Here is a 23,092-nt window from a genome sequence, read left to right as displayed (position 1 = left end):
CCACAGGGTACGCAAGCGCTTGCGAATTCTGTTCTTTGCGCGACAGGGCAGCCCAAAGGGCTGGGTGATCTCCTACAGGGATCGCATCACCTCCAGCCCTGCGCTGCACCTGCAGGAGCCGGCTTGCCGGCGATGAGGCCCGCCCAGGCAACACAGCCCGTTAGCCTGGCACCGGCGTTGCCGGTGTTCGCGGGTAAACCCGCTCCCACAGGGTACGCAAGCGCTTGCGAATTCTGTTCTTTGCGCGACAGGGCAGCCCAAAGGGCTGGGTGATCTCCTACAGGGATCGCATCACCTCCAGGCCTGCGCTGCACCTGCAGGAGCCGGCTTGCCGGCGATGGGGCCAGCCCAGGTAACACAGCCCGCGAGCCTGGCACCGGCGTTGCCGGTGTTCGCGGGCAAGCCCGCTCCCACAGGGATCGCATCACTTCCAGGCTTGCACCATACCTGTAGGAGCCGGCTTGCCGGCGATGAGGCCGGCCCAGACAACACAGCCCGCGAGCCTGGCACCGGCGTTACCGGTGATCGCCAGCAAGCTGGTTCCGACAAACGTTCAGTCGTTGTCGAAGATCGTGTAGGGCGTATTGCTGATGAAGAGGTTCTGCCAGTGCGCCTGCCAGTCAGGCAGTGCGATTTCGAAGTCCTTTTCCTGCTTGCGGAATGTTACCCAGTAGATACCGACCGTCTTGTCGTCTTCGAATTTGGTCATGTCGACCGTCTCGGAGTTATAGAGCGGTGAGCGATAGACCTCATTGGGGTGCCGGGTGTTGACGACGCGCAAGTAAGCCATGCTGCCGAATAAAAAGAAGGGGCCGCCAACTTCTACATGTTCAAGCCTGAAGTCACCTGATGGACTGTTGGATATGACATCTGCCACCTGATGTGTCTGACGCAAAACTTCCATCAGAAGGAGCAAAAAAATACTGGCTGTCAGCATGCTCCATTGCCATGAGTTACGTAATTTCATTGTCCTGTCCATAGGCCTAACCGTTTGGAAAGACCGTGCACGGCGTATTGCCGATGAACAGGTTCTGCCAGTGCTCTCGCCATTGCGGCCCTCCCCAGTGTGGCAGCCGACCCGGATTTTTCTTCATGCGGTGCTCCAGGTCTGGCAGAGCGGCAAAAGCCAATCAGTTTGGAAAAACGGTGTACGGCGTGTTGCTGATGAAGAAATTCTGCCAACTTTCCTGCCAGTCAGGCAACGCGATATCAAAGTCTTTCTTTTCTTTGTGGAACGTGAGCCATCGAATACCCACCCCGTCTTCATACTCACGGCTACCCATGTCTACCGATTCCCAATCGTAGAGTGGCGACCGATAGGCCTCCTTGGGGTCATTGATGTTGACCACGCGCAGGTAGCCCTTGGCACTGGCAATGAACAGTGGGCCGCCAACTTTTACGTTTTCGAGTCTGTATTTTCCTGATGGGCTGATTGTCTCGACCCAAGGTTCAAGCTGTGTCTGCCGAATAGCCTCGGCTACAAGCACGAGCAGAAAGCCGGCAATCAGGGCGACGGCTTTCTGGGTGCGACTGAGACGTTTCATTATTTGACCTTGATAGTGACGGGAGACGCCAGTGGCTTGTAATAGATATCCGAAAACACACGGAAGTCTCCGCCTTTTTTCTGTATTTTACGGTATTTTGCGAAGCTGCCATTGGTGATCAGAAAATATCGGGCTTCCTGAATTTCCCGGTAACGGGCTTCCGCCTGTGGATTGCCAGACATCGAATACATTGCCGATGCGGAAGACATTTGATCGATGCCGTTATTGGTTGCCATTGCGGAGGCGATACTTGGCGCAATGCCGTCAAAGTTCCAGAAGCCTAGCGGCTGGCTCCAGAATGTATCATCAACGAAATCATAGCTGTCCTCTACATAGAAACCGAGTGTGCTGGCCGTAAAGATAATACTGTCGGTGAGCACAGCAACATTGCCTTCGGCAATCACCCGCAAGTTGAAGTTTGCCAAAGCACCGCGCAGGTCATTGAGGTCGTCATCACCCGTCTGGTTGAACTCAACCGAGCGTGAGTTGAAGTAGGGAAAGCGTTCGGCTTTCGAAGCCAGTCCGTTGAATTTTATTGGGTATGAACCGGGTGGCTTTCCATCGACGAATTTAAGAATCGCGGCGGTGATTTCGATCTGTGCGTTGGCGTTATTCCAGTTCGCTTCCAGCACGGCCATTTTTTCACGTGCCCTGGCATAGTTCATTACCCAGCTCATTTTGACGATGCTTTCCTCGATAAACTCGTCTGGTGCGAAGGCGATATGTTTCTTTACGTCGTGGTCCATCCCCCCATCCGGCGTATCCCAAGGCCGCCCCTTGAACCAGTGCCGCATCAGCTTTGCCGACACCGGCCAGCCCATCTTGTCCATGGCATCGGGAATGTCGGTGATCTTGAACTGTCGTGACTGCACCACCGAGCCCTGCTTGTTGTTGCTCGGGCTCAGGTTGGATTGCGCGGTTTCGTTAGCCATGCCGGGTCCTTAGGCGAGTACCACTTCCGTTTGCGGTTCGAATTCCAGGTGCACGGCTTCCGCTTCCGAAGAGCCGATGGTCTGGGTGCGGCCTTTGCTGTCGGTGATGCCCTTGAGCACCCGGCCGGAGGCGGTGGTCAGGGTGTAGGCGCGCCCGGCCAGGGGTTCGCCGGTGTCGGCGCACTGCAGGGCGAAGTGTTCGTTGAAGTGCCCGGGCATCGGCGCCAGGCCGCTGAACGGGGCAGGGGTGACAGTGCTGCCGACCAATACCGTGCCGGCGCCGCTGATGATGCTGCCGCCATGGCTGGTGGGGCTGCCAAGGTAGGCCACCGGCTGGCCGTTGACGAACACCGTGGGCATGCCTTGGGTGATCGCGCCGCCGCAGGCGCAGGCGTGGCCGACGGTGGCCACTGGCATGCCCTCGGCGATCACGTCGCCGGAGCCGGCGGCAATCGGGTTGGGGGCGTGGCCGGGAATCGGGCAACTGTGGGTGTCACTGACGCGGGCTGCAGGCTTTGCCATGGCCGAAAGTCCTTTTCGTCGGGGCGGCCCCCCTTGGGCCGGATAAAACCATGGTAAACCTGGGTCAAGGCATTTTGATATCAGGGAATGGCTTACACACCCAGCTCAAAGCGGGCGCAACAAGCCAAAGCGCTTGCGCAGCACCCAGTCGAGCAAGCGCTGCGGCAGCAGCCGTGCCATCAGCGGCAGGGCGGTGCTGCCATTGCCGATACGCACCAGCGCCGGCACCGGCGACTTGCGCGTGGCGGCCAGCAACCCCTGGGCGAACACCGCTGCCGGGGTGGGCCGGTCCTGCGAAGCGCGGGCGCGGGCCTGCACCTGTTCGCGCAGCGGCCACCACGGCGAATCGGCGGCCAGCACCTGCTCGGCCTGCTGTTGGGCGTTGCTGGCGAACTGCGAGGCGATGGCGCCGGGTTGCACTTCCATCACGCGGATGCCGAACGGCGCCAGCTCCAGGCGCAGGGCATCGCACAGGCCATGCACGGCGGCCTTGGAGGCGCAGTAGGCGCCGGCGAACGGGGTCACCAGCACGCCAGAGACGCTACCGATGTTCACCACCAGCCCGCGCGAGCGGCGCAGCAGCGGGAACAGCGCGCGGGTTACGCCCACCACGGCGAACACGTTGGTTTCGAACTGCTGGCGCATGGCGTCGACGCCGCCGTCCAGCAGCGGGCCCATGGCGCCGTAGCCGGCGTTGTTGATGAGCATGTCCAGTTGCGGCAGTTCTTCGGCCAGGCGGGTCAGGGCGTCGGCATCGTTGACGTCCAGTTGCCGGGCAGTGAAGCCTGCGGCGCTCAACTGTTCGACATCCTGCTGCTTGCGGGCGGTGGCCCAGACATCGTGGCCGGCATCGCGCAAAGCGTCGGCCAGGGCGCGGCCGATGCCGCTGGAACAACCGGTGATGAGGACGGTGGGCATGGAGGGGGCCTGTAGTCTGGATTTTTTGATGTTGGCTGTGCTGGCCCCTTCGCGGGCAAGCCCGCTCCTACAGGGGTCGCGCAGTCCTGTGGGAGCGGGCTTGCCCGCGAAGAGGTCGGGACAGGCAATACATTAGTTGGCGAATGTACCTTGCAGGTGCTCGGCACGAAACTCCAGGGTTTGTGGCCGGTACCCCGAGCGCAGTGGCGGCACTGGCAGGCAGTCGCTCCACTCGCGGCCCGGCTGCAATTCGCCGGGGCCTCGGTAGCGCGGGGCGTTGTAGGTGTTCTCGGCCAGGTTCACCGTGTCGCCGGGGGCATAGGCCGCCACGCGCCAGCGCAGTTCGGTGAGAGGGGCCTTGTTGCCGTTTTTCATGCGCACCTGCAGGGCGCGGTCGGCGGGGCACTGGTCGGGGGCGTAGCTCAGGCGGATGTCCAGGCGGGCCAGTTGCGAGGCCTCGCGGGTGTCCTGCCAGACCACCCCCAGCGCCACCAGCCCCAGGCCGCACACGGCTGCCAGGGAAATCGGCAGGGCCTTGGCCGGGTAGCGCAGCAGCAGGACCAGCCAGGTGAGGATGAGCAGGGCGCCGATGATCATGGTGGGCAGGCCTTGGTGGCGGGGGTTCGATCATCCTAGCGGGAAATAGGGTGGGGCTCAAAAAGCATCGCCGGCAAGCCGGCTCCTACAGAGTACCCTGTAGGAGCCGGCTTGCCGGCGATAGGGCCCTAAGCGGTTACTGCGCGATGGTCTTCACTGAAACCCCACGCTCCACCGGCGTGGAGGTACGCCCATACACATCCTCGAAGCGCTCGATGTCATCCTCGCCCAGGTAGCTGCCGGACTGCACCTCGATGATCTCCAGCGGGATCTTGCCCGGGTTGCGCAGGCGGTGCACCGAGGCGATCGGGATGTAGGTGGACTGGTTCTCGGTGAGCAGGAACACGTTCTCGTCGCAGGTCACCTCGGCCGTTCCGGACACCACGATCCAGTGCTCGGCGCGGTGGTGGTGCATCTGCAGCGACAGCGCAGCACCGGGCTTGACGGTGATGTGCTTGACCTGGAAACGCCCGCCCATGTCCACCGAGTCGTACGAGCCCCACGGGCGGTACACCTCGAGGTGGTTCTGGGTTTCGGTCCGGCCCTGGGCGTCGAGGGTGTTGACCAGTTGCTTGACCCCCTGAACCTTGTCCTTGTGGGCGATCATCATGGCGTCCTTGGTTTCGACCACCACGATGTTCTCAAGGCCGATCACCGACACCAGCTTGCCGTTGCCGTGGATCATGCAGTTGTGGCTGTCCTGCACCACCACATCGCCCTTGGTGACGTTGCCGTTGTCGTCCTTTTCGTGCACTTCCCACAGCGACGACCAGCAGCCCACGTCGCTCCAGCCGGCCGACAGCGGCACCACGCAGGCGCGCTGGGTCTTTTCCATCACCGCGTAGTCGATGGAGTTGTCCGGGCAGCAGGCAAAGGTGGCTTCGTCGATGCTCAGCACATCGGCTTCTTCGTCGCTGCGCTCCAGGGCCAGCAGGCAGGTGTCGTAGATGTCCGGGTCGTGCTTTTTCAGCTCTTCGAGGAAGCGGCTGGCGCGGAACAGGAACATGCCGCTGTTCCAGAAGTAGCCGCCGGCGCGGACGAACTCGTTGGCGCGTTTTTCGTCAGGCTTTTCGACGAACTGCGCAACCCGCGCCACGCCTTCGGGCAGCAGCGCATCCTGGCTGGAGCGGATGTAGCCGTAGCCGGTTTCAGGCTTGGTCGCCGGCACGCCGAACAGCACCATCTCGCCACGCTCGGCGGCCACGGTGGCCAGGGCCAGGGCGCGTTGCAGGGCTTTCTGGTCCTCGATCACGTGGTCGGCCGGCAGCACCAGCATCAGCTCGTCACGGCCTTCGTTGACCAGCTTCATGGCGGTCATCGCCACCGCAGGGGCGGTGTTGCGCCCGAACGGCTCCATGAGGATGGCCTGGGTTTCAAGTTTCAGGGCGCCCAGCTGCTCCTGGACGATGAACTTGTGGTCCTTGTTGCAGACCACGATGGGGGTGTCCATGCCTTCGAACACCAGGCGCTCGATGGTCTGCTGGAACAGCGTGTGTTCGCCGGTCAGTGCCAGGAACTGCTTGGGGAACTGCTTGCGCGACAGAGGCCACAGACGCGAACCGCTACCACCAGAAAGAATTACCGGGATCATCATGTTTCTCCAATAGTTTTTAAGAGGCAGGGGGATCAGTTGCTAGCCACGGGGCGAGTTACCCACACCGGCGACAGGCTGTTGCCGGAACCGGTGACATACAGCACGGCCGCTTCGCCGCGCTCCAGGGCGACGGGTTTGACGTCGCCGACTTTCTTGTCGCCTGCATACAGGGCAAGGTTGACCTTGACCGGATTGATTTCACGTTCGCCACGGCCCTTGGCGGCCACCGGCTTGACCACTTCGGTCTTGCCGTCGGCGGTCTTCAGGGTCAGTTGCTGGTCGCTCAAGTTCTGCACGCGCACCAGGGCTTTTTGCTTGTTCTTGAACGGCGGCTCTTCGATCAGTTGCGGGTTGGAGCCTGCGTTGTTGACCAGGGTGTAGTACTTGTCGGCGGCCAGCTTCACCGGCACGCTCTTGCCGCCCACCTGGGCTGTGTAGTCACCCCCTGGCAGGAAGCTGAAGTCGCTGCTGGCCTGGGCGCCGACCTGCTTGATCTGGGTGTTGCCCACCGAGGCTGCGGTCGGGGCACTGGCGGCGTTGTACAGGCGCACGAAGGTCGAGCCTTTGGGCGCGCTTGGGCCATACAGGGCGGCGTCGGCGCCGGCGAAGGCCTGCATCGAAGCCAGGGTCAGGCCGGCCGCGAGGGTGAGGGCTTTGGCAATTTTGGTTTTGCTAGTCATGTGCGTGTTCCTCTCTATCAGTGGTCCGTCCGGTTGGACGACAAGGCCAGGTTTTCTTCGGATTTGCGGGAGTTCTTCAGCTGCGCGATCCACTGCGGGTCGAAGCTGCTGAGGTCGTTTTTCATCGGCAGATAGCGTTCGGGGAATTCCCACACCACCACCTGTGGCGGGGCGTCTTTGAAGGCATCGCTTTGCAGGTACTTGAGCATCGGCAACAGCGGGCCATGGCCGTCTTCGGCGTAGTTGGCGACGTCGCTGCGCAGCGCCTGCTGCAGCGCGCCGAGGAAGTTCCAGTGCGGGTTGGCGCTGTAGCTGGTGCCCACCAGCGCCACCGGGATCTGGCTGTCGCCGAACAGCGCGTCACCGCCTTGGCCTTCGGCCTGCACCGGGTGGGTGCTGCGCTGTTGCAGGTTGTCCGGGGTCGGCAGCAGGTTGCTGAACAGCGGGTCCAGCGGCAGGAAGTTGGTCAGGTCGCCCTTGTAGGGCGCGCTGGCGCCGGCCTCGGTGATGAACTGTTGCGGCTCGCCGCTGAGCAGTTGCTGGCGGCTGACCGCCTCGGCCACGGCCTGGGCCACCACCTCGGCGCCCATCGGCGTCCAGTGGGTATCGGTGCGCAGGAACACCTGGCCACGGGCCTTGGCCTGCTCCAGCGGCGCCAGCAGGTCGGGGGCCAGCACGTTGGCCTGGCGCACCTGGGCGTGGAACTGGTTGAACAGGTCGTCGTGCAGGCTGGCCGGGGTCTCCTTGCCGATGTATTCGGCGTACAGCCGCGCCTTGGCCGGCACGATCGCCAGCACCAGTTGCACGCCCTGGCGCTGCAGCGCATCGCGCACGCCACGCACCAGCGCCAGGTTGTCCTGCATCTGTTGCTGGGCACCGGCGGTGGGGTTGAACTCCTCGTCGGTGAACAGCCACTGGTCGCGGCCCAGCACCACGCCCGGGCGGCCTTCGTTGAACAGCTTGAAGTCCAGCGCGGCCCACAGGTTGGTGCCGATGCGCTTGATCGGGAACTGCTCGTCGTAGTGGGTTTCGGCGGCCTTGGCCAGCTTGCCGTTGAGCAGGGTCATCTGTTCGGTGCGGTTGAAGCTTTCCAGCCCGCCGACCGACCAGGCGCCCAGGCCCACCAGCAGGCCCATGAACGACAGCGAATAGGTGATGCGAAGTGTCCGGTTCATGATCGAGGCCTCAGAACTGGAAGTACAGGAACGGTGAGTAGCTCTGCGCCGAGAGCTTGAGCACCGAGGCGACGAACAGCAGCAGCACCAGGGCGCGGGTCATTACCCGGGTCCAGTCCAGGCCGATCGAGCCGTCGGTATTGATGTGCACCGGGGTGCGTGGCGCTTGTGCCGGGGTGGCGTTGCGGTAGAAGTCGCGCAGGCCGAAGAACGCCAGGGTCAGGTAGGCGACCACCAGGGTGGCAACCTGCAGGCCGGTGAGCTGGGCGCGGTTGAGTTCCGACAGCTGCCAGTCGCCGAAGCTGAACATGGCGCCGTACATGCGTGCGGCCACGTGCAGGTTCTCGGCGCGGAAGATCACCCAGCCGACCACTACCAGCAGGAAGGTAAAGGCCCATTTCACCGGGTTGAAGCGCTGCGGGTTGGTGTCCAGGCCCAGCGCGCGCTCGATGGCCAGCCACAGGCCGTGCCAGGCGCCCCAGATGATGTAGGTGAAGTTGGCGCCGTGCCACAGCCCGCCCAGCAGCATGGTCAGGAACAGGTTGCGGTAGGTGTTGAAGGTGCCTTTGCGGTTACCGCCCAGGGTGATGTACAGGTAGTCGCGCAACCAGGTTGACAGGCTGATGTGCCAACGGCGCCAGAACTCGGTGATTGACTGGCTGATGTAGGGTTGCTTGAAGTTCTCCATGAAACGGAAGCCCATCATCAGGCCCAGGCCGATGGCCATGTCGCTGTAGCCGCTGAAGTCGAAGTACAACTGCGCGGTGTAGGCCAGCGCGCCCAGCCAGGCATCACCGGTGGTGGGGTTCTGCAGGGCGAAGCAGTGGTCGGCGACCACCGCCAGGGTGTCGGCGATGAACACTTTCTTGATGAAACCCTGCATGAAGCGGGTGCAGCCTTCGGAGAACTTGTCCAGGGTGTGGGTGCGGTTGTTGAACTGGTCGACCAGGTCCTTGAAGCGCAGCACGGGGCCGGCGATCAGGTGCGGGAAGATCGCCACGAACGCGGCGAAGTCGATCAGGTTGCGGGTGGCCGGGGTGTCGCCGCGGTACACGTCGATGATGTAGCTGATCGACTCGAAGATGTAGAACGAGATACCGATCGGCAGCAGCACGTGGGTCAGGATGAACGGCTCCAGGCCCATGGAGGTCATGATCGCGTTGAGGCTGTCGACGCCGAAGTTGGCGTACTTGAAGTAGCCGAGGATGCACAGGTCGACGCCCACCCCCAGCAGCAGCCAGCGCTGCGCGGGCTTGGTGCGTACCCCGGCGGCGCCCACTTTCAGGCCGATCCAGTAGTTCCACAGGGTGACCCCGGCGAACAGGGCGAGGAAGTCCACCCGCCACCAGGCGTAGAAGATGTAGCTGGCAACCAGCAGCAGCAGGTTGCGGTAGCGGTTCCCGCTTATGTAGTACAAGCCGAGGAAAACCGGCAGGAACAGGAACAGGAACACGTTGGACGAGAAGACCATCCCGGTTCTCCTAGTTATGCACAGCACTCGGGGCACAGCGCCCCCCAAACCCCCCAGTTCAAAACCGGAAGGCAACCTAGTACCTCTGTGGGAGCGGGTTTACCCGCGAAGAGGCCGGCACAGGCACGGCAGAAGGCAGGCCTGGCCCTTTCGCGGGTAAACCCGCTCCCACAGGGATGGTGTTACTTTTTAATCTCCGCGCTCGGGTCGTAGACCCGGGTCACATCGCCGCCCAGCCTGAAGCTGTTGAACGGCTGCATTTCATGCTTGCGCTCAAGGCTGTCACCCACGCAGTGGTACAGCGCGCACCAGGGTTCGAGCCAGGCGTACTTGCTCTCGATTTTCATGTCATGCAGGTCCTGCTTGACCCCGGCGCGCTTGCTGAACTGGATCGGGTCGCGGGCGCCGGCCAGCACGCCTTCACCCAGGCGTTGCAGGGCGAAGTTGTTCTCGGCGCGCAGGTCCACGCCGTTGGCCTGGGCAAAGCTTGCGATCATCGCCAGCGGCGGCAGGGCGTAGTTGTGGTAGGCCAGGGCGCGCTGCTTGCGCTTGACTTCGTTGGGCAAGAAGCCCTGCTCGTCGACCTGGTTGGCGCCGACCTTGTATTCCTTCACTGCCCAGTCGAACAGGTCACGCCGGTCGGTGGCCACGGCGGTGGCCATCACCGACCAGGCCGCCCAGTAGCTGTGGTTGTTGATCTTCTCGAGCGGCAGGTCGCTCCAGTCGCGCACGGTTTGCTCGGCCAGGCGCGCCAGCCATTTTTCGATCTGCTCGGCCTGGGCCTGGTGCGCGGCCAGCGGCTGGGAGTTGGAGAACTTCAGGCGCAGCCACGAACCGCTCATGCTGCCCAGCGCCCATTTGCGCATGGATTTGCCGGTGTGGTTGTAGTCGGTGGACTCCAGCGCATCGGCCTTGGCCCAGCTCTGCAGCCAGCCGAGCACGCAGTCGAGCTGGGCCGGGCGGCCGTCGCGCATGTATTGGCCGACCATCTTGCTGACGCCACGCTCAAGGGTGGTGATGTCGGCGGTGGAATCGCGGAAGGCCTTTTCCGAGGCTTTGTTGAGGGTGGCGCGGGCCTTGTCGGAGCCCTCGTATTTGCTGCGAAACTGCAGCGAGCCGGTGTACGGCTTGGGCGCCGCTTCGCAGCTAAAGTTGCCGTCGCCGGTCTTGAGCTTGTCGATACCGGCGTAGTAGCCCTGGGGCGGCACCAGCGCGGCCTGCGCTGCCGTGCCGAACAGGGCGAGGGCGAGCAGGGCGGGTGCGGTCTTGCGGCTGAACGATGTCATGGGTCGCCTCACTGGCCGGCCTGCGCGGTATGTTGCGCGGGGCTGGCGAAGTTATTGCGTTTGCACAGTTTCGCTTCGACTTTCTGGGTGCCGCTTTCCGGCCCTTGCACCTCCAGCGCCAGCAGGTTCTGGCTGGCCCAGTCTTCGTCTTCGCGCATCTGGAAGACGAAGCGGCCATCGGTGTCGGAGGTTTCGGGCTTCTCGATTTTGATGTCTTCGTGGCGGCCGTTCAGGTACCACAGGGTGGCCTGCAGCACCTTCACCGAGGTGTCCTCGAACTTGATGTCGAGCTGGTGGTTGCGGTTGACCAGGTCCTTGATCACGCCGTTCTTGCCGTTGACCATCAGCTCGTTGGTGCCGGGCTTGAGGGTGGCGCTGGCGCTCATCTGCGCCGGGCGGTCGTCGCAGCCGTCGTCGAGCAGGCCAAGGATCTGCCGCCAGATGGTTTCCTGGTCGAGGCGGTACAGCGGCGAGAATTCCCACACCAGGATCTTCGGCGGGTTGTTCTGGAACTCTTCGCTGCCCAGGTACTGGATCATCGAGCCTTCCAGGCCGCCGCCGGGGAAGGCGACGTTGAGCACGTCGGCGCCGATGTATTGCTCGAGGAAGCCCGAGAAGTTGTAGTTCTTGCCGCTGTGGCTGGTGCCCACCAGGGTGATCTGGGCGTTGCCGGCATCGCCGAACAGGTCGTCGCCGCCAGCGGCGCCCTTGGGTTCGGTGGCGAACTGGTCCATGTACTGCACCGCGTAGCTGGTGCCGCACAGTTGGCCTGCGACGTTGTGCAGGGTGCCGGTCTTGCCCATGCGCCCGGACTTCTTGGTTTCGAATTCCTTGCGCGGAATGCCCTCGAAGGCCGGCATCTTGTGCACGGTGTCGGCGACGATTTTTGCCGCGCGCTCGGCGCCATAGGGCGTCCAGTGCTGGTCGCCGCGGAAGTAAAAGTCCTTGCCCTGGTCGGCGGCGGCCAACTGTTCGTTGGTCAGCGGCGACAGGTCGGGCACGTTGTAGCCCATCTTGCTGAAGCGGGCGAGCATGGCCTGGTAGTTGTGCAGGGCCTTTTGATAGTTGAAGGCGGCCTTTTCCTCAGGCTTGAGCATGTTGCGGTTCACCAGGCCCCGGGTCGGCTGGTAAACCACTACCAGTTCCACGCCGCGCTTCTTGAACGCATCGTGCACTTGCTGCAGGCGCTTGTAGCCGAGCGCTGTGGTGTCGAACTCGGTGCGCAGGTCTTCGCGGGTACGGAACAGCCAGTCGCCCTGGGCTTGCACCAGGGTGGTGAAGTTCTGCTGGTAGCGGGTGGTGTAGCGGCTGGCATCGTGGGCTTCGGGGCACAGCTGGCAGCAAGGCTCGGCGCTGAAGGTCGGTGCAACGACCTCTTCGGCGCGCACGCCCTGGCTGATGGCCAGGAGGGCAGCGGACAGGCCCAGCAATTTCATCAGGTGTGGGGTCATGGTCTGGGCTTCCTTAGTCGATCATTTCGGTCTGGCGTTCGACCGGGTCGATCAGCACAGCCTTTTGCTGGCGCACCAGCAGGTCGAGGATTTCGTCCTGGCGCTCGCCAAGCACGCCGTTGAGGCTGATGCCGCTGGACTTGCGCGGCATCAGCATGGACACCTTGTACAGCTCCACCGACAGCGGCGAGTCGATCGACAAGGGGCCGGAGCCGTTGGCCGCCAGCTCGCCACCGACCACGATCAGCGACACCTTGGTGTCGAACGGGTCGAGGGCGATGTCGCGGTCGGTGTCGGAAAGGTCCTTGATGTGCCCGTACACCCCCACCAGGCCGTTGGCCATGGCGATGTTTTCGTACAGGCGAATGTTCACGCTGTTGCGTACGCGGATGCCGTGGCGGCGGTTGTTGATCAGCTTGTTGCCCCAGATCAGGTTGTCGCCGCTTTCGTACAGGGTGATGCCGTCGGTGTGGTTGCGGTAGATCTCGTTGTAGGCGATCAGGTTGTTGACGCTGTTACGGTCGATCACCACACCCGAGAGCTTGTTGTCGTAGCTCTTGTTGTTGATGATCCAGCTGTCGTTGACCTCACGCGAAACGATGATCCCGTGCTTCTTTTTTGTGCCGAACACGGTGTTGCCGGCGATGATCAGGCGGTGCGAACGGTCGTGGGGGTCGATGCCGTAGACGATGTTGTCGCGGTATGTGCTGTCCTTGACCACGAAGTCGCTGGTCTCGTAGCAGTAGAAGCCGTACCACATGTCGCTGAACTCGGAACCCACGATCCAGCCGGTGGGTTCGCTGCGGCCCATCTGCTTGGCCATGTTCGGGGTGTACTGCGAGATGCTCACGCCGTATGACTTGGATTTGGAGTAGCCGAAGCTTTCCATCTTGCTGTTGACGATGTAGGTCTCGGTGCCGCCCCAGCTGAGCAGGAACGGGCGAAACTCGTCAGGCTTGCGGAAGGTGGCCGGGCCGTTGGCCTGTTCGCGCCAGCCGGTCACCTGGGTGTCACGCACGAACAGCTTGCCATCGTTGACGATGAACGAGCCGCCCTCTTCGGACAGGCGCAGTTGCTTGACCTTGCCGTCGATCTCCAGCACGCCCTTTTGCCCGACCACGATCGGCAGGCGCGCCAGGTACACGCCCGGTGCAGTTTCGCGCAGGTACTGCTTGGGCACCTTCTTGCTCAGCTCGACCAGGTCGACATGGCCGTCGTCGATGAAGATCGCCTGGGGGATGCCGTGCTGGCGGCGCACCCACTCGGCGCCCTTGTTGTCACCGCCGATGAACTCCTTCAGCGACTGCTCCTGGAGCATGCGGCGCACGCTGACCTTGCCCTTGTGGCGGCGGTCGATCTTTTTCTCCACCGCTTCGGCGGTGTAGCCGGACAGGTCAGGCAGCTTGGGCGGGTCCATGTGCAGCGGCTCGATCGGCGCGCTGGCCACGGTGTAGGTCTTGGCCTGTTGCAGCTCTTTGGCGATCACCGCAGGTTCTGCGGCGGCCACCATACCGCTGGCCAGCAGCAGGGCGCTGGCGAGCAGGCTGTGGCGAAGGTTCGGGTGCAGGTTCATAAGGGTCCTCTCCCGGCCTCAGAAGCGCCAGATCACGTCGACGAAGGCGCGGTGCATGTACGAGTCGGCTTCTTTGCCGTAGGCATCGCCCGGCTTGAACACACCGGCGCGCAGGCGCACCAGGGCCGAAGGCTCGTCGATCGCCTGGCTCATCGAGGCCGGCAGCAGGCCTTGCTTGAAGTACTTGGTCACCACCACGTCCATTTCCTGGCCGAGGTCTTTTTCGCCGTTGATCAGCGGGCGGTTCACGCCGCCGTCGTCGACCACCGCGTTGATGCCGCTGGAGCCGATGTTCTGCTTGCCGTCCACGCGCCAGAACTTGTGGTAGATGAAGCTTGCGTCGTAGTCCTCGCGCAGCTGCCAGCTGGCGAACAGGGTGGCCGCCTGCAGGTTGCCCAACTCGCCGCGGAAGGCTTCGCCGAAGCGGTGCACCCGCGAGCGGGTACCGGTGAAGTTGGAGCGGTTGCTCTCAAGGCCGGTCTGCTCGAAGTTGTTCGAGCCGTCATCACCGCCGCCGCCGCTTCCGCGGGCGTAGGCCGCGCCCACCTGCCATTGCGGGTCGAGGCGCAGGCGAATGCCAAGGTCGGTGGCCCAGGCGTTGACGTCGCCGCTCTGCTTGCCGGTGGCCACCTGGTCGTTGCCCACGGTCTGGGTGCTGAGGGTGTCGCGATCGCCGGTCAGCCAGGTGACGCTGCCCCAGTAGTTGACGGTATGGTCGTTGCGCCAGTTGTAGGCGTCGCTGTTGGCTTCCAGGCCCAGCCAGGTGAGGTCGCCGGTGCGGGTCTTGTCCAGCGCATCGACGGTTTCGCCGGGGCTTTTCAGGCTGCCGCTGTCATGGGTGTGGTGGGCGCGCAGGCCAACCCAGTGGCCGGGCGTCCACTGCGTGGCGACGTTGCCGTAAAGGTGCGTGCGGTCCTTGTCTTCCGGGGCCAGCTCGGTGAGGTCGGTGCGGTACTCGCTGAAGCGCTGGGCCACGCCCAGATCGGCCTTGAGCAGGGTGGTGTCGAAGGTCCAGTTCAGCGCCTCGATGTTGGTGTCGCGCCACATGCCGTCGTCGCTGCGCAGGCGCTGGCGGCCGAAGCGCAGTTGCTCGCCGGGGTAGGCGGTCAGGCCGCTGTAGCCGACCCAGAACTCGCGCATGGCCAGGTAGCTTTTGTCCTGCTTGCGCCCGTCGGCGGCGGTGTCGGTGCTGGTGCCGTCGTCGTTCTGGCGCAGGGTGTCGGTTTCGATGGTGTCGGTGGCGGTGACCGCCTGGCCCATGGCGTAGGCGCTCCAGTTGCCGCGCTCGCCGTACACCCACGGGCGTAGGTCCAGGCCCAGGCCGTTGACGTCGCCGCCGGAGCGGGTACCCAGGTCGCGGTCGTCTTCGGACTGGCCGGTGATTTTCACGTCCAGGCCGAAGTTCTTCTGCGCGGTCTCGGCGGCCAGGGTCGGCATCGACCACAGCAGGGCGAAGCTCAGGCCGATGCCGGCTTTCACGAAGGGATTGAGCGTCATAGCGAGTCCTCGGCGTCTACTGCTTTTTCGTCGTCTTGCAGGGCCTCGAGGGCCAGGGTGCTGTTGGCGCCCTGGAACAGGCTGGCGCGGGCCTTCTGTTCCTGCGCCAGCAACTGCTGGGCCTGGCTGCGTTGCTCAGGGCTCAGTTGCTGGTCGAGTTGCTGGGCAAGCTCGGTGGACTGCGGCGTGGGGTTGGCCTGGGACAGCTGGGCGAACACCCAGGCGTTGGTCGGCGCCGGGCGAATGCCGTGGCCTTCGCTGAACAGCTGGGCGAGGGCATAGTCGGCGCTGTTCTGCCCGCCGCGGGCGGCGGCCAGCAGGTGGTCGACGGCCTTTTGCGGTGCCACGTCGCCCAGGTACCCACGGCGGTACAGCTGGCCGAGGTAGTAGTCGGCGCTGATTTCGCCGGCATCGGCCGCGGCCTGCAGGTGCTGCTCGGCTTTCGGCGCGTCGGCGGGCACGCTGCGGCCTTCGTAGTACAGGCGGCCGAGCAGCAGCTCGGCGCGCGGTTGTTCGGCTTCGCGGCCCTTGTCGATGTAGGCCATCAACTGGTCGGTGTCGCCCAGCTCGGGGAAGTCGTAGAGCAACTGGGCGAGGGTCACCCACGAGGCCGGGTTGGCCGGGGCGACTTTCTCCAGCAGCTCTTTTGCGGTTTTTTCGTCGGTCTGGCCAAGGCTGCGGTCGGCGAGCACACGGGCCACGCTGTCGACCCGGCTGGCGGGGACAGTGCCACGGGCATAAGCCGACTCCAGCTGCTTGAGCAGGGCGGCCTGCTGGTCGGGCTGGGCGCGCTTCTGGTACACGGTGGCCAGCTCCACGTAGCAGATGTCGGTGCTGCTGAGTGCGGCCTTGCAGATGTTTTCCACCTCGCCCAGGTGCTGGTCGTAGGTGCCCTGGGTGCGGTACAGCAGTACCTGGGCCAGGCCCGCCTCGGGGTTGCCGGCGGCGCGCCATGTATCGATCTGCTGCTGGGCGTTGACGTTGGGGAAGCTCTGCGGGTATTGCAGGTAGAGCATCGCCAGCGGGATCAGGGTGTTGCCTTCGCCGCGCTGGGCGGCGAGCTTGAGCAGGGTTTCGGCTTCTTCACGTTCGGCCTGGGTGCTGTCGGGCTTGGCCACCAGCAGGCGGCCCAGGCGCGCCTGGGCCCGTGGCGAAGTGGCGGCGGCGTCGCGGTAGGTGGCCTCGGCCTCCTTGAGCTTGGCCGGGTCGCGGGTGGCCACCTTGATATCGGCCAGGCCCACTTGCGCGTCGCTGTAGCCCAGATCGGCCAGGGCCTTGTAGTTCTGCTCGGCGGTGGCGGTGTCGCCGCGCTTGAGCGCTTCGTTGGCCAGGCGCTGGTCGGGCAGGCCGGCGCAGCCGGCCAGGGTGATGGCCAGGGCCAGGCTGCACAGGCCCAGGTTGAGGTTGCCCTTGTAGGAGCCGGCTTGCCGGCGATTGGCCCGTTCAGGCGCTGCATCTGCTGGGCGGGTGCTGTGCACCCGATCGCCGGCAAGCCGGCTCCTACAGGTGGCGAGGTGGTTGTTGTTCATCTTCTGTCCCTCTTACAGCCCGCGGGCCACGGCCTTGTCGATCAGCCAGTTGAGCGACGGGCCACGGTCGCTGTTGACCGAGGCCGGGCGCCCGGCCAGTTCTGCCGGCAGGCTTTCGTCAGGCTTGATCTGCACGCGGATGTCGGAGGCCAGGTTGTCGGTGTCCAGGCTTTCGCTGCCGACGATGCGGCCGGTGCGCACGTCGTTTTCGCCGGCGATCTGGAAGTTGACCCGGGTGCCTGGCTTCACTTCGTCGAACTGGCGGTAGCTGAAGCGCGCCTCGACGGTGGGGATGCTGGTGCGCGGTACCAGGGTGAACACCGGCTGGCCTTTGCTGGCGTACTGGCCGTCATCCACCAGCTGGCGCGAAACTACGCAATCGCACGGGCTGGTCAGGGTGCCGGAGAGCTGCTTGCCGAACAGTTCCTCGACCTTGGCCGGCTCCAGTTGCGAGTCGTCCAGGTGGCCTTTGAGCAAGTCCAGCATGCTGGTGTTGAAGGTCGCCAGCGGCGCGCCCTTGGCCACAGCCGTGCCGCTTTCGACCAGGCTCTGCACACTGCCGTCGCGGGGCATGGTGACGCTGGTGGCAGGCACCGCTACCACGCCGGCTTCGGCATGGCTGACGAAGTACAGGCCGTACAGCGACTTGGCAACGAAGCCGAAGGCCACCAGGCCGACCGCGAACACCCCGGCGGTGACGGTGACGGCGCGCAGGCGGCCGAACGCCGACAGGCCCGAGCCACCGTCGCGCTGCTTGCGCGCCTTGGTGAAGTTGTCGCGCTGCAGGGTGCTGAGCACATCGCCGACGCTGATCAGCTCACCGGACAAGTGAGTGGTGATGATGTGGCGCAGGGTGGCGATGTCGCGTGGCTCGAGGTTCTGGAACTCGGCACCGGTACGCCCGGTTTGCGGGTTGCTGGTACGCACCAGAAACTCCACATCCATCGACAGGCCGAGGTTGTCGACCACGAACTGCAGACGGCCGCGCATCACCTCGTCCACCGGCAGGGCGCCCTTGGCGTGGAACGACAGGCCGCCGGCAGACAGGTCATCGACCTTCACTTCCTGCGGGTCGTTGTTGGCGTCGCGGTAGCGCAGCTTGGCGGGGATACGCACCCGGGCGTGCTGGCGCTGCGCTTCGGACTCATGCACGACATTGACGTTCACGGCGGTATTCATGGTGATTTCGTTCCTGTTATCCGATCCGGGGTGGGCTCACACGACCATGAACAGCACGGCGACGAAGATGCTCGCGGCCGAGAAGGTCATGGTCCGCGAGGACCAGGTGTTGAACCATTGTTGAAAGCTGGCGAGGTCACGCTTGAGGGCAGTGGGCTGGCGGGTCCAGGACTGCTTGTCGAGGCGGAAGAACACGTAGATCTTCATCACCGCGCCGACGATCTGGTTGTAATAGAGAATCAGCGGGTAGGCGGGGCCTACGTTGTGGCCCGAGCACAGCAGCATGATGGTGAGGATCAGGCGGGTGATGCCGATCCACAGCAGGTACACCAGCAGGAACTGCAGGCCGAATTTGAAGCTGGCGATCACCGCCACGGTCAGGCCGAGCAGGCTGGTCCACATCGATACGCGCTGGTCGAGCAGCACGATGCTGGTGAACAGCCCCAGGCGCTTGAGGCCCAGGCCCAACGCGCGGGAGTTCTGCCGCAGGTTGTTGCCGTACCAGCGGTACATCAGCTTGCGGCTGGCCTTGATGAAGCTCTTCTCGGGCGGGTGCTCCACGGTGTTGATGGCGGCATCGGGCACGTAGAAGGTGTCGTAGCCCAGGCGCATCAGGCTGAACCAGCTGGATTTGTCGTCACCGGTGAGGAACTTGAAGCGGCCCAGGCGCCAGTGCATCAGCGAGTCGCTTTCGACGTCGGCGATGAACTCGGGGTCGGTGACCACGCTTGCGCGGAACATCGACATGCGCCCGGTCATGGTCAGCACGCGCTTGGAGAGGGCCATCGAGCACATGTTGATGTGGCGCTGGGCGAAGCGCAGCTTGTGCCACTCGCTCATGATGTAGCCGCCGCGCACTTCGCAGAATTCGTTGGTGGTCAGGCCACCGACGTTGGGGTAGAGCTTGAACCACGGCACGGTCTTGCGTACCACGCCTTCGGCCAGCACGGTGTCGCCGTCGATCACTGCCACCACGGCGTGGTCGTCGGGCATCATCCGCGAGATGGCGCGAAAGCCATAGGCCAGGCCGTCGCGCTTGCCGGTGCCGGCAATGCGCACGAAGTCCAGGGTGACGTGCTCGGGCGGGTTGTACTTGGCCCACAGGCTCTTGATCAGCAGCTCGTCGCTCATCTCCACCAGCGAGCACACCACGGTGGTGGGGTAGCCGCACTCGATGGCCTCGCGGATCACCGAGCTGTACACCTGGGCGGTGGTCAGTGCCTCGATGCGAAAGCTGGTGACCATCAGGTAGACGTGGGACGGGTCGGCGGCCTTGCCGAGCTTCTGCACCTTGCGGCGCAGGTAGGGGTAGACGATGTACAGGAAGAGCATGCCGCGGATGAAATGGGTGGCGCCCATGGAGTAGCGCCAGATGCCGACAGCGCCGACCAGGAAGATGAAGTGCTTCGACTGCGAGTCGAAGATATCGCTGGGCAGGGCTAGGGCGATCAGCATGAGCAGGCTCATGTAGACCAGCCATCCGGCGCACTGCAGCAGCACTGTCTGGAACCTTTGCATGTTCGGCATCCGTCGAGAATTCGGGGTAGGCAGGGCGGCGCGCTGGGGAGGGACGCGCCGCCCGTGCGGGTTTACCAGCAGATGCCTTCGGTGCGGCTGGTGGTGCAGGTCGGCTTGCTCATGAAGCCGACCAGGTCGATCACCTGCTTGCCGGCCGGTGCCTGTTGGGCAAGGGCGCGGAATTTCTCGTCACGGTTGCCGAGCACGATGATGTCGGCGTCGCCTACCACCTGTTCGAAGTTGGCGTTGAGCAGCGAGGAAACGTGGGGGATCTTCGACTCGATGTACTCCTTGTTGGCGCCATGCACCCGGGCGTACTCGACGTTCTGGTCGTAGATGTTCAGCTCGTAGCCCTTGCCGATCAGGCGCTCGGCCAGCTCCACCAGCGGGCTTTCGCGCAGGTCGTCGGTGCCGGCCTTGAACGACAGGCCCAGCAGCGCGACCTTGCGCTTGTCGTGGCTTTCGATGATGTCGAAGGCGTTTTGCACCTGCGACTCGTTGCTGCGCATCAGCGAGTCGAGCAGCGGCGCTTTCACGTCCAGGCTCGAGGCGCGGTAGGTGAGGGCGCGCACGTCCTTGGGCAGGCACGAGCCGCCGAAGGCGAAGCCCGGGCGCATGTAGTACTGCGACAGGTTGAGCACCTTGTCCTGGCAGACCACGTCCATCACGTCGCGGCCATCCACGCCCACGGCCTTGGCGATGTTGCCGATCTCGTTGGCGAAGGTCACCTTGGTGGCGTGCCACACGTTGCAGGTGTACTTGATCATCTCGGCCACTTCGATCGGCTTGCGGATCACCGGGGCGTCGAGTTCTTCGTACAGGGCCTGCAGCACGTCGCCGCTGGCGCTGTCGAGTTCGCCGATGACGGTCATCGGCGGGTGGTCGTAGTCCTTGATCGCGGTGCTTTCACGCAGGAACTCGGGGTTCACCGCCACGCCGAAGTCGACGCCGGCCTTCTTGCCCGAGCAGTCTTCCAGAATCGGGATGACCACGTTCTTGACGGTGCCCGGCAGTACGGTGCTGCGCACCACGATGGTGTGGCGGCGGGTGGTGTCACGCAGCACGTAGCCGATCTCGCGGCACACCGACTCGATGTACTCAAGGCCCAGGTCGCCGTTTTTCTTGCTTGGGGTGCCCACGCAGATCATCGACACGTCACTGGCGCGGATGGCTTCGGCGAAGTCGGTGGTGCCACGCAGGCGACCGTTGGCCAGGCCTTGCTGCAGCAGTTCTTCAAGGCCCGGTTCGACGATGGGCGACTTGCCCTGGTTGATCAGGTCGATCTTGGTGCGGGACACGTCCACACCAATCACCTCATGGCCCCGTGCCGACAGGCAACCTGCACAGACTGCACCCACATAACCCAAACCAAAGATGCTGATACGCATCGCATTCACCTCGTGTGTTTAATCACGCCAGCCCTTGCTCGCAAGAGCCGACCGGGTTGATTGACCAGCAGTTTTCGGGCGCACGGTGCCATGGCGAGAGCACACTTCACCGCGCGCAGGCATGAATAAATCCGGAGCGCAAAAACTTATGCACTCAAAGTTGGCAGTCAAAGGCCAGTATTAAAAAGGCGTGCCCTGAAATGCAGCCGTCTTTATTGCAGAACGCACTTCGCGAACTGCTGTGCTTGTTCTTTCAAATTAAAAAATCTTTTGAAATCAACCACTAGGACGATTTTAAGGGGGCGCGTCTCTCCATGATGGGCAGGGCTTTAGGGTATTACCCGTTGCGCCTGCCTGGGTTTCCATGCGGGTAGTGGATACCCGCTTGTTGTCATCTGTAAGTCATTTCTCACGTTGCACGCTTGAAACTCGTTACGGGTGCTATGAGCCATTGGTCGTAGCAGAAGTTCCTGGCTGGGTTCCGCGCGGATGAAAGATTTCTAAATATTTTTTCAGTGAAAAATACTCGCACTTTGATGGCACTGCTTAGTTTCACCCCCGGTTATAAAGGGCGAAAACGAAGCGGGATGCTCATGTGCCAGCATGTAAAAATTTTTTTCAAAATCCGTCAATTTTTGTACGAACGGTCTTATGGCGATCGGAAATAAGGAACGCAATGTTTGTTTCTTGACGCCATAAAATTGGCTAGGTTGGTGCGGTGGTTGTGCCGGGCACAGCACGCATGTTCGCCCCGTTTTGGTGCGGGCAGGTGCTCGAAGGGAACTACCGCTGGCTGGCCAATGGGGTCTCCCGGTGCGCTTCTCAAAAAAGAGTGGGCAGGGCGCGCAGTCGTAGCGCCTGGGCTCATACAAAAAGGGATGTTGAGAGGGATGGATCGATGAAAAATGTGATGTCGAAGGGCGTTTTTGCGGTGGCCTCGTTGCTTGTCGCTGGCTTGGCACACGCTGGCCCGCCAGTGGAGGTGACCTTCAAGAACCTGGGAAGCCAGAACGCTGAACTCAAGCTCGTTACGAGCAATGAAATCAGCACGCATCAGATTGCCAATCCAAAGCCTGATCGAGAGGTCAAACCGGGGGCGGCTACCAGAGTAACGGTGCAGCGGATTGTCAGCCCCGATGTGAATGGGGCTCAGCTGCGTTACACCAGCGGCGGTAAGACTTGCGCATTCGGACCACCTACCTGATGCGTACGTTAGCAGGCGGAATCAAGCAACCCCAGTGGACCAAGACTGCAACCCCAAGCGGTGGTGCGACCTGTACCGCGACCATCACTCGAACCAGTGCGGATTACTCATGGGCTGTTGAATTCACCATGAAATAAAAGCTTTTCGCCCGTCACTCAACTGCGCTGTTCCTCGTTAGGGCGGCGCAGTTTGGGGTGAAGCTCAGGAGAACAAAAGTGGTAGAAAACATTCGAAGTAATGGATTGGCCCCCGGTGTTTCCTCGCTTTCAGGTGTGCAACGAGTAGCCGGCAGCCTTGATACAAAAACAAACGAAGAGTTGCAGAGTGAACAGGAGGGACCGGAACTTTCCAGCCTGGCCAAGCAGTTGAGTGCCGCTGCGGAGCGAGCGGCCGCTCGTGATGCCACGCTTTCACGCAAGGAGCTCGCAGCCTTTGCATCGGCTGTGATGCAGAAGTTGTTCGGCCAGACGTATAACGTCGCCAAGGACATTCATGACAACGCGCTACCGGACACCACAGACCCAGAGCTGCTCGAGCGTGCTCGCCGCGCTACGGATTTCTCCAACGGCAAGGGCGAAAACCCCTTCAAAGGTTTCAGCCGTGAGCAGTTGAGCCTGATTATTTACGATGAGAGTGGTGCGTTTACCGTCAATGAAAGACGTGCGGCACGAGATGAGCGCGATGTTCAGCACGAGCGCTGGTCCAGTGGCGTGATCGACAGAATGCGTGCGGAATATCAACTGACAGGTAGGAGCGATCAAGGCGATCTGGAGGTTTTGGCGTTCTACAACTCTCTGCCGCGCATAGAGGTTGCGCAGTATGGGAACTATGAAATGGACATCCTTTTGAAGTCGAAAGGGCTTGGGATTGAGATTCCCGATGTCCGCCTATCGCTGTTCGACTTGATGGTCAATGAGTGGGCAGAGGAGGCAGATGCGCTGGAGCAGGATCAGCCTGCAAATCCGCAAAACCCCGAAAGCGACAAGAAGCTGTGAGCGCCTTGGTTTTCAAGCTACCTGTGGCGTGTGCCGCCC

Annotated in this window: 20 protein-coding genes; 2 read left to right on the top strand and 18 right to left on the bottom strand. The window is 62.9% G+C overall.

Annotation, left to right across the window (positions count from 1 at the left end; all coding sequences use genetic code 11):
- Positions 1-553: 553 nt before the first annotated feature.
- The 18 genes from ACI2KK_RS10445 to ACI2KK_RS10360 form a co-directional block, all read right to left on the bottom strand.
- On the bottom strand, positions 554-967 hold the full coding sequence (locus tag ACI2KK_RS10445) for a hypothetical protein (protein WP_404668873.1): 414 nt from the start codon (positions 965-967) through the stop codon (positions 554-556).
- 163 nt (positions 968-1,130) lie between these two features.
- Positions 1,131-1,544 carry a hypothetical protein gene (locus ACI2KK_RS10440; protein WP_404668872.1) on the bottom strand — a complete coding sequence of 138 codons (414 nt, stop codon included), beginning with the start codon at positions 1,542-1,544 and terminating at the stop codon, positions 1,131-1,133.
- Positions 1,544-2,476: a DUF6402 family protein gene (locus ACI2KK_RS10435; protein WP_404668871.1), complete on the bottom strand. Its 933-nt coding sequence runs from the start codon at positions 2,474-2,476 to the stop codon at positions 1,544-1,546. Before ACI2KK_RS10435 ends, ACI2KK_RS10440 begins: the two co-directional genes overlap by 1 nt.
- A gap of 9 nt (positions 2,477-2,485) precedes the next feature.
- Positions 2,486-2,998, bottom strand: a complete 513-nt coding sequence (locus ACI2KK_RS10430) for a PAAR domain-containing protein (RefSeq protein ID WP_404668870.1) — start codon at positions 2,996-2,998, stop codon at positions 2,486-2,488.
- A gap of 105 nt (positions 2,999-3,103) precedes the next feature.
- Entirely contained in the window at positions 3,104-3,916 is an 813-nt protein-coding gene (locus ACI2KK_RS10425; RefSeq protein ID WP_404668869.1) for an SDR family oxidoreductase, read from the bottom strand.
- A gap of 132 nt (positions 3,917-4,048) precedes the next feature.
- Positions 4,049-4,513 (bottom strand): multidrug transporter, encoded by a 465-nt coding sequence (locus ACI2KK_RS10420; RefSeq protein WP_404668868.1) that lies wholly within the window; start codon positions 4,511-4,513, stop codon positions 4,049-4,051.
- Between the two features lie 136 nt (positions 4,514-4,649).
- Entirely contained in the window at positions 4,650-6,104 is a 1,455-nt protein-coding gene (locus tag ACI2KK_RS10415; protein ID WP_404668901.1) for a mannose-1-phosphate guanylyltransferase/mannose-6-phosphate isomerase, read from the bottom strand.
- A 35-nt stretch (positions 6,105-6,139) separates the two neighbouring features.
- The gene (locus ACI2KK_RS10410) at positions 6,140-6,787 is read right to left on the bottom strand and encodes an alginate O-acetyltransferase AlgF (protein WP_369989819.1); all 648 of its coding nucleotides are present in this window, start codon (positions 6,785-6,787) and stop codon (positions 6,140-6,142) included.
- A gap of 17 nt (positions 6,788-6,804) precedes the next feature.
- The gene (locus ACI2KK_RS10405) at positions 6,805-7,962 is read right to left on the bottom strand and encodes an alginate O-acetyltransferase (protein WP_404668867.1); all 1,158 of its coding nucleotides are present in this window, start codon (positions 7,960-7,962) and stop codon (positions 6,805-6,807) included.
- Positions 7,963-7,972: 10 nt separating this feature from the next.
- On the bottom strand, positions 7,973-9,433 hold the full coding sequence (locus ACI2KK_RS10400) for an MBOAT family O-acyltransferase (RefSeq protein ID WP_404668866.1): 1,461 nt from the start codon (positions 9,431-9,433) through the stop codon (positions 7,973-7,975).
- 182 nt (positions 9,434-9,615) lie between these two features.
- Entirely contained in the window at positions 9,616-10,719 is a 1,104-nt protein-coding gene (locus ACI2KK_RS10395; protein WP_404668865.1) for a mannuronate-specific alginate lyase, read from the bottom strand.
- 8 nt (positions 10,720-10,727) lie between these two features.
- Positions 10,728-12,170: an alginate O-acetyltransferase gene (locus ACI2KK_RS10390; RefSeq protein WP_404668864.1), complete on the bottom strand. Its 1,443-nt coding sequence runs from the start codon at positions 12,168-12,170 to the stop codon at positions 10,728-10,730.
- Positions 12,171-12,183: 13 nt separating this feature from the next.
- Positions 12,184-13,743, bottom strand: a complete 1,560-nt coding sequence (gene algG / locus ACI2KK_RS10385; RefSeq protein ID WP_404668863.1) for a mannuronan 5-epimerase AlgG — start codon at positions 13,741-13,743, stop codon at positions 12,184-12,186.
- A gap of 18 nt (positions 13,744-13,761) precedes the next feature.
- The gene (locus tag ACI2KK_RS10380; protein WP_404668862.1) at positions 13,762-15,240 is read right to left on the bottom strand and encodes an alginate export family protein; all 1,479 of its coding nucleotides are present in this window, start codon (positions 15,238-15,240) and stop codon (positions 13,762-13,764) included.
- Positions 15,237-16,769, bottom strand: a complete 1,533-nt coding sequence (algK, locus tag ACI2KK_RS10375; RefSeq protein WP_404668861.1) for an alginate biosynthesis TPR repeat lipoprotein AlgK — start codon at positions 16,767-16,769, stop codon at positions 15,237-15,239. The genes ACI2KK_RS10380 and algK overlap by 4 nt, the downstream gene beginning before the upstream one ends.
- Before the next feature lie 12 nt (positions 16,770-16,781).
- Positions 16,782-17,948: a PilZ domain-containing protein gene (locus ACI2KK_RS10370; protein ID WP_369989832.1), complete on the bottom strand. Its 1,167-nt coding sequence runs from the start codon at positions 17,946-17,948 to the stop codon at positions 16,782-16,784.
- 36 nt (positions 17,949-17,984) lie between these two features.
- Positions 17,985-19,466 (bottom strand): glycosyltransferase family 2 protein, encoded by a 1,482-nt coding sequence (locus ACI2KK_RS10365; protein ID WP_404668860.1) that lies wholly within the window; start codon positions 19,464-19,466, stop codon positions 17,985-17,987.
- 71 nt (positions 19,467-19,537) lie between these two features.
- The gene (locus ACI2KK_RS10360) at positions 19,538-20,854 is read right to left on the bottom strand and encodes a nucleotide sugar dehydrogenase (RefSeq protein WP_217841867.1); all 1,317 of its coding nucleotides are present in this window, start codon (positions 20,852-20,854) and stop codon (positions 19,538-19,540) included.
- 898 nt (positions 20,855-21,752) lie between these two features.
- On the opposite strand from ACI2KK_RS10360, the gene ACI2KK_RS10355 reads away from it, so the two are divergent.
- Positions 21,753-22,058, top strand: coding sequence for a hypothetical protein (locus ACI2KK_RS10355; protein WP_404668859.1), 306 nt, complete (start codon positions 21,753-21,755; stop codon positions 22,056-22,058).
- 215 nt (positions 22,059-22,273) lie between these two features.
- Positions 22,274-23,053, top strand: coding sequence for a hypothetical protein (locus ACI2KK_RS10350; RefSeq protein WP_404668858.1), 780 nt, complete (start codon positions 22,274-22,276; stop codon positions 23,051-23,053).
- Positions 23,054-23,092: the final 39 nt, after the last annotated feature.

The organism is Pseudomonas sp. NPDC089406, assembly GCF_044900265.1.
Classification (GTDB): domain Bacteria; phylum Pseudomonadota; class Gammaproteobacteria; order Pseudomonadales; family Pseudomonadaceae; genus Aquipseudomonas; species Aquipseudomonas fakonensis.
This window is presented reverse-complemented; position numbering and strand designations above follow the sequence as displayed.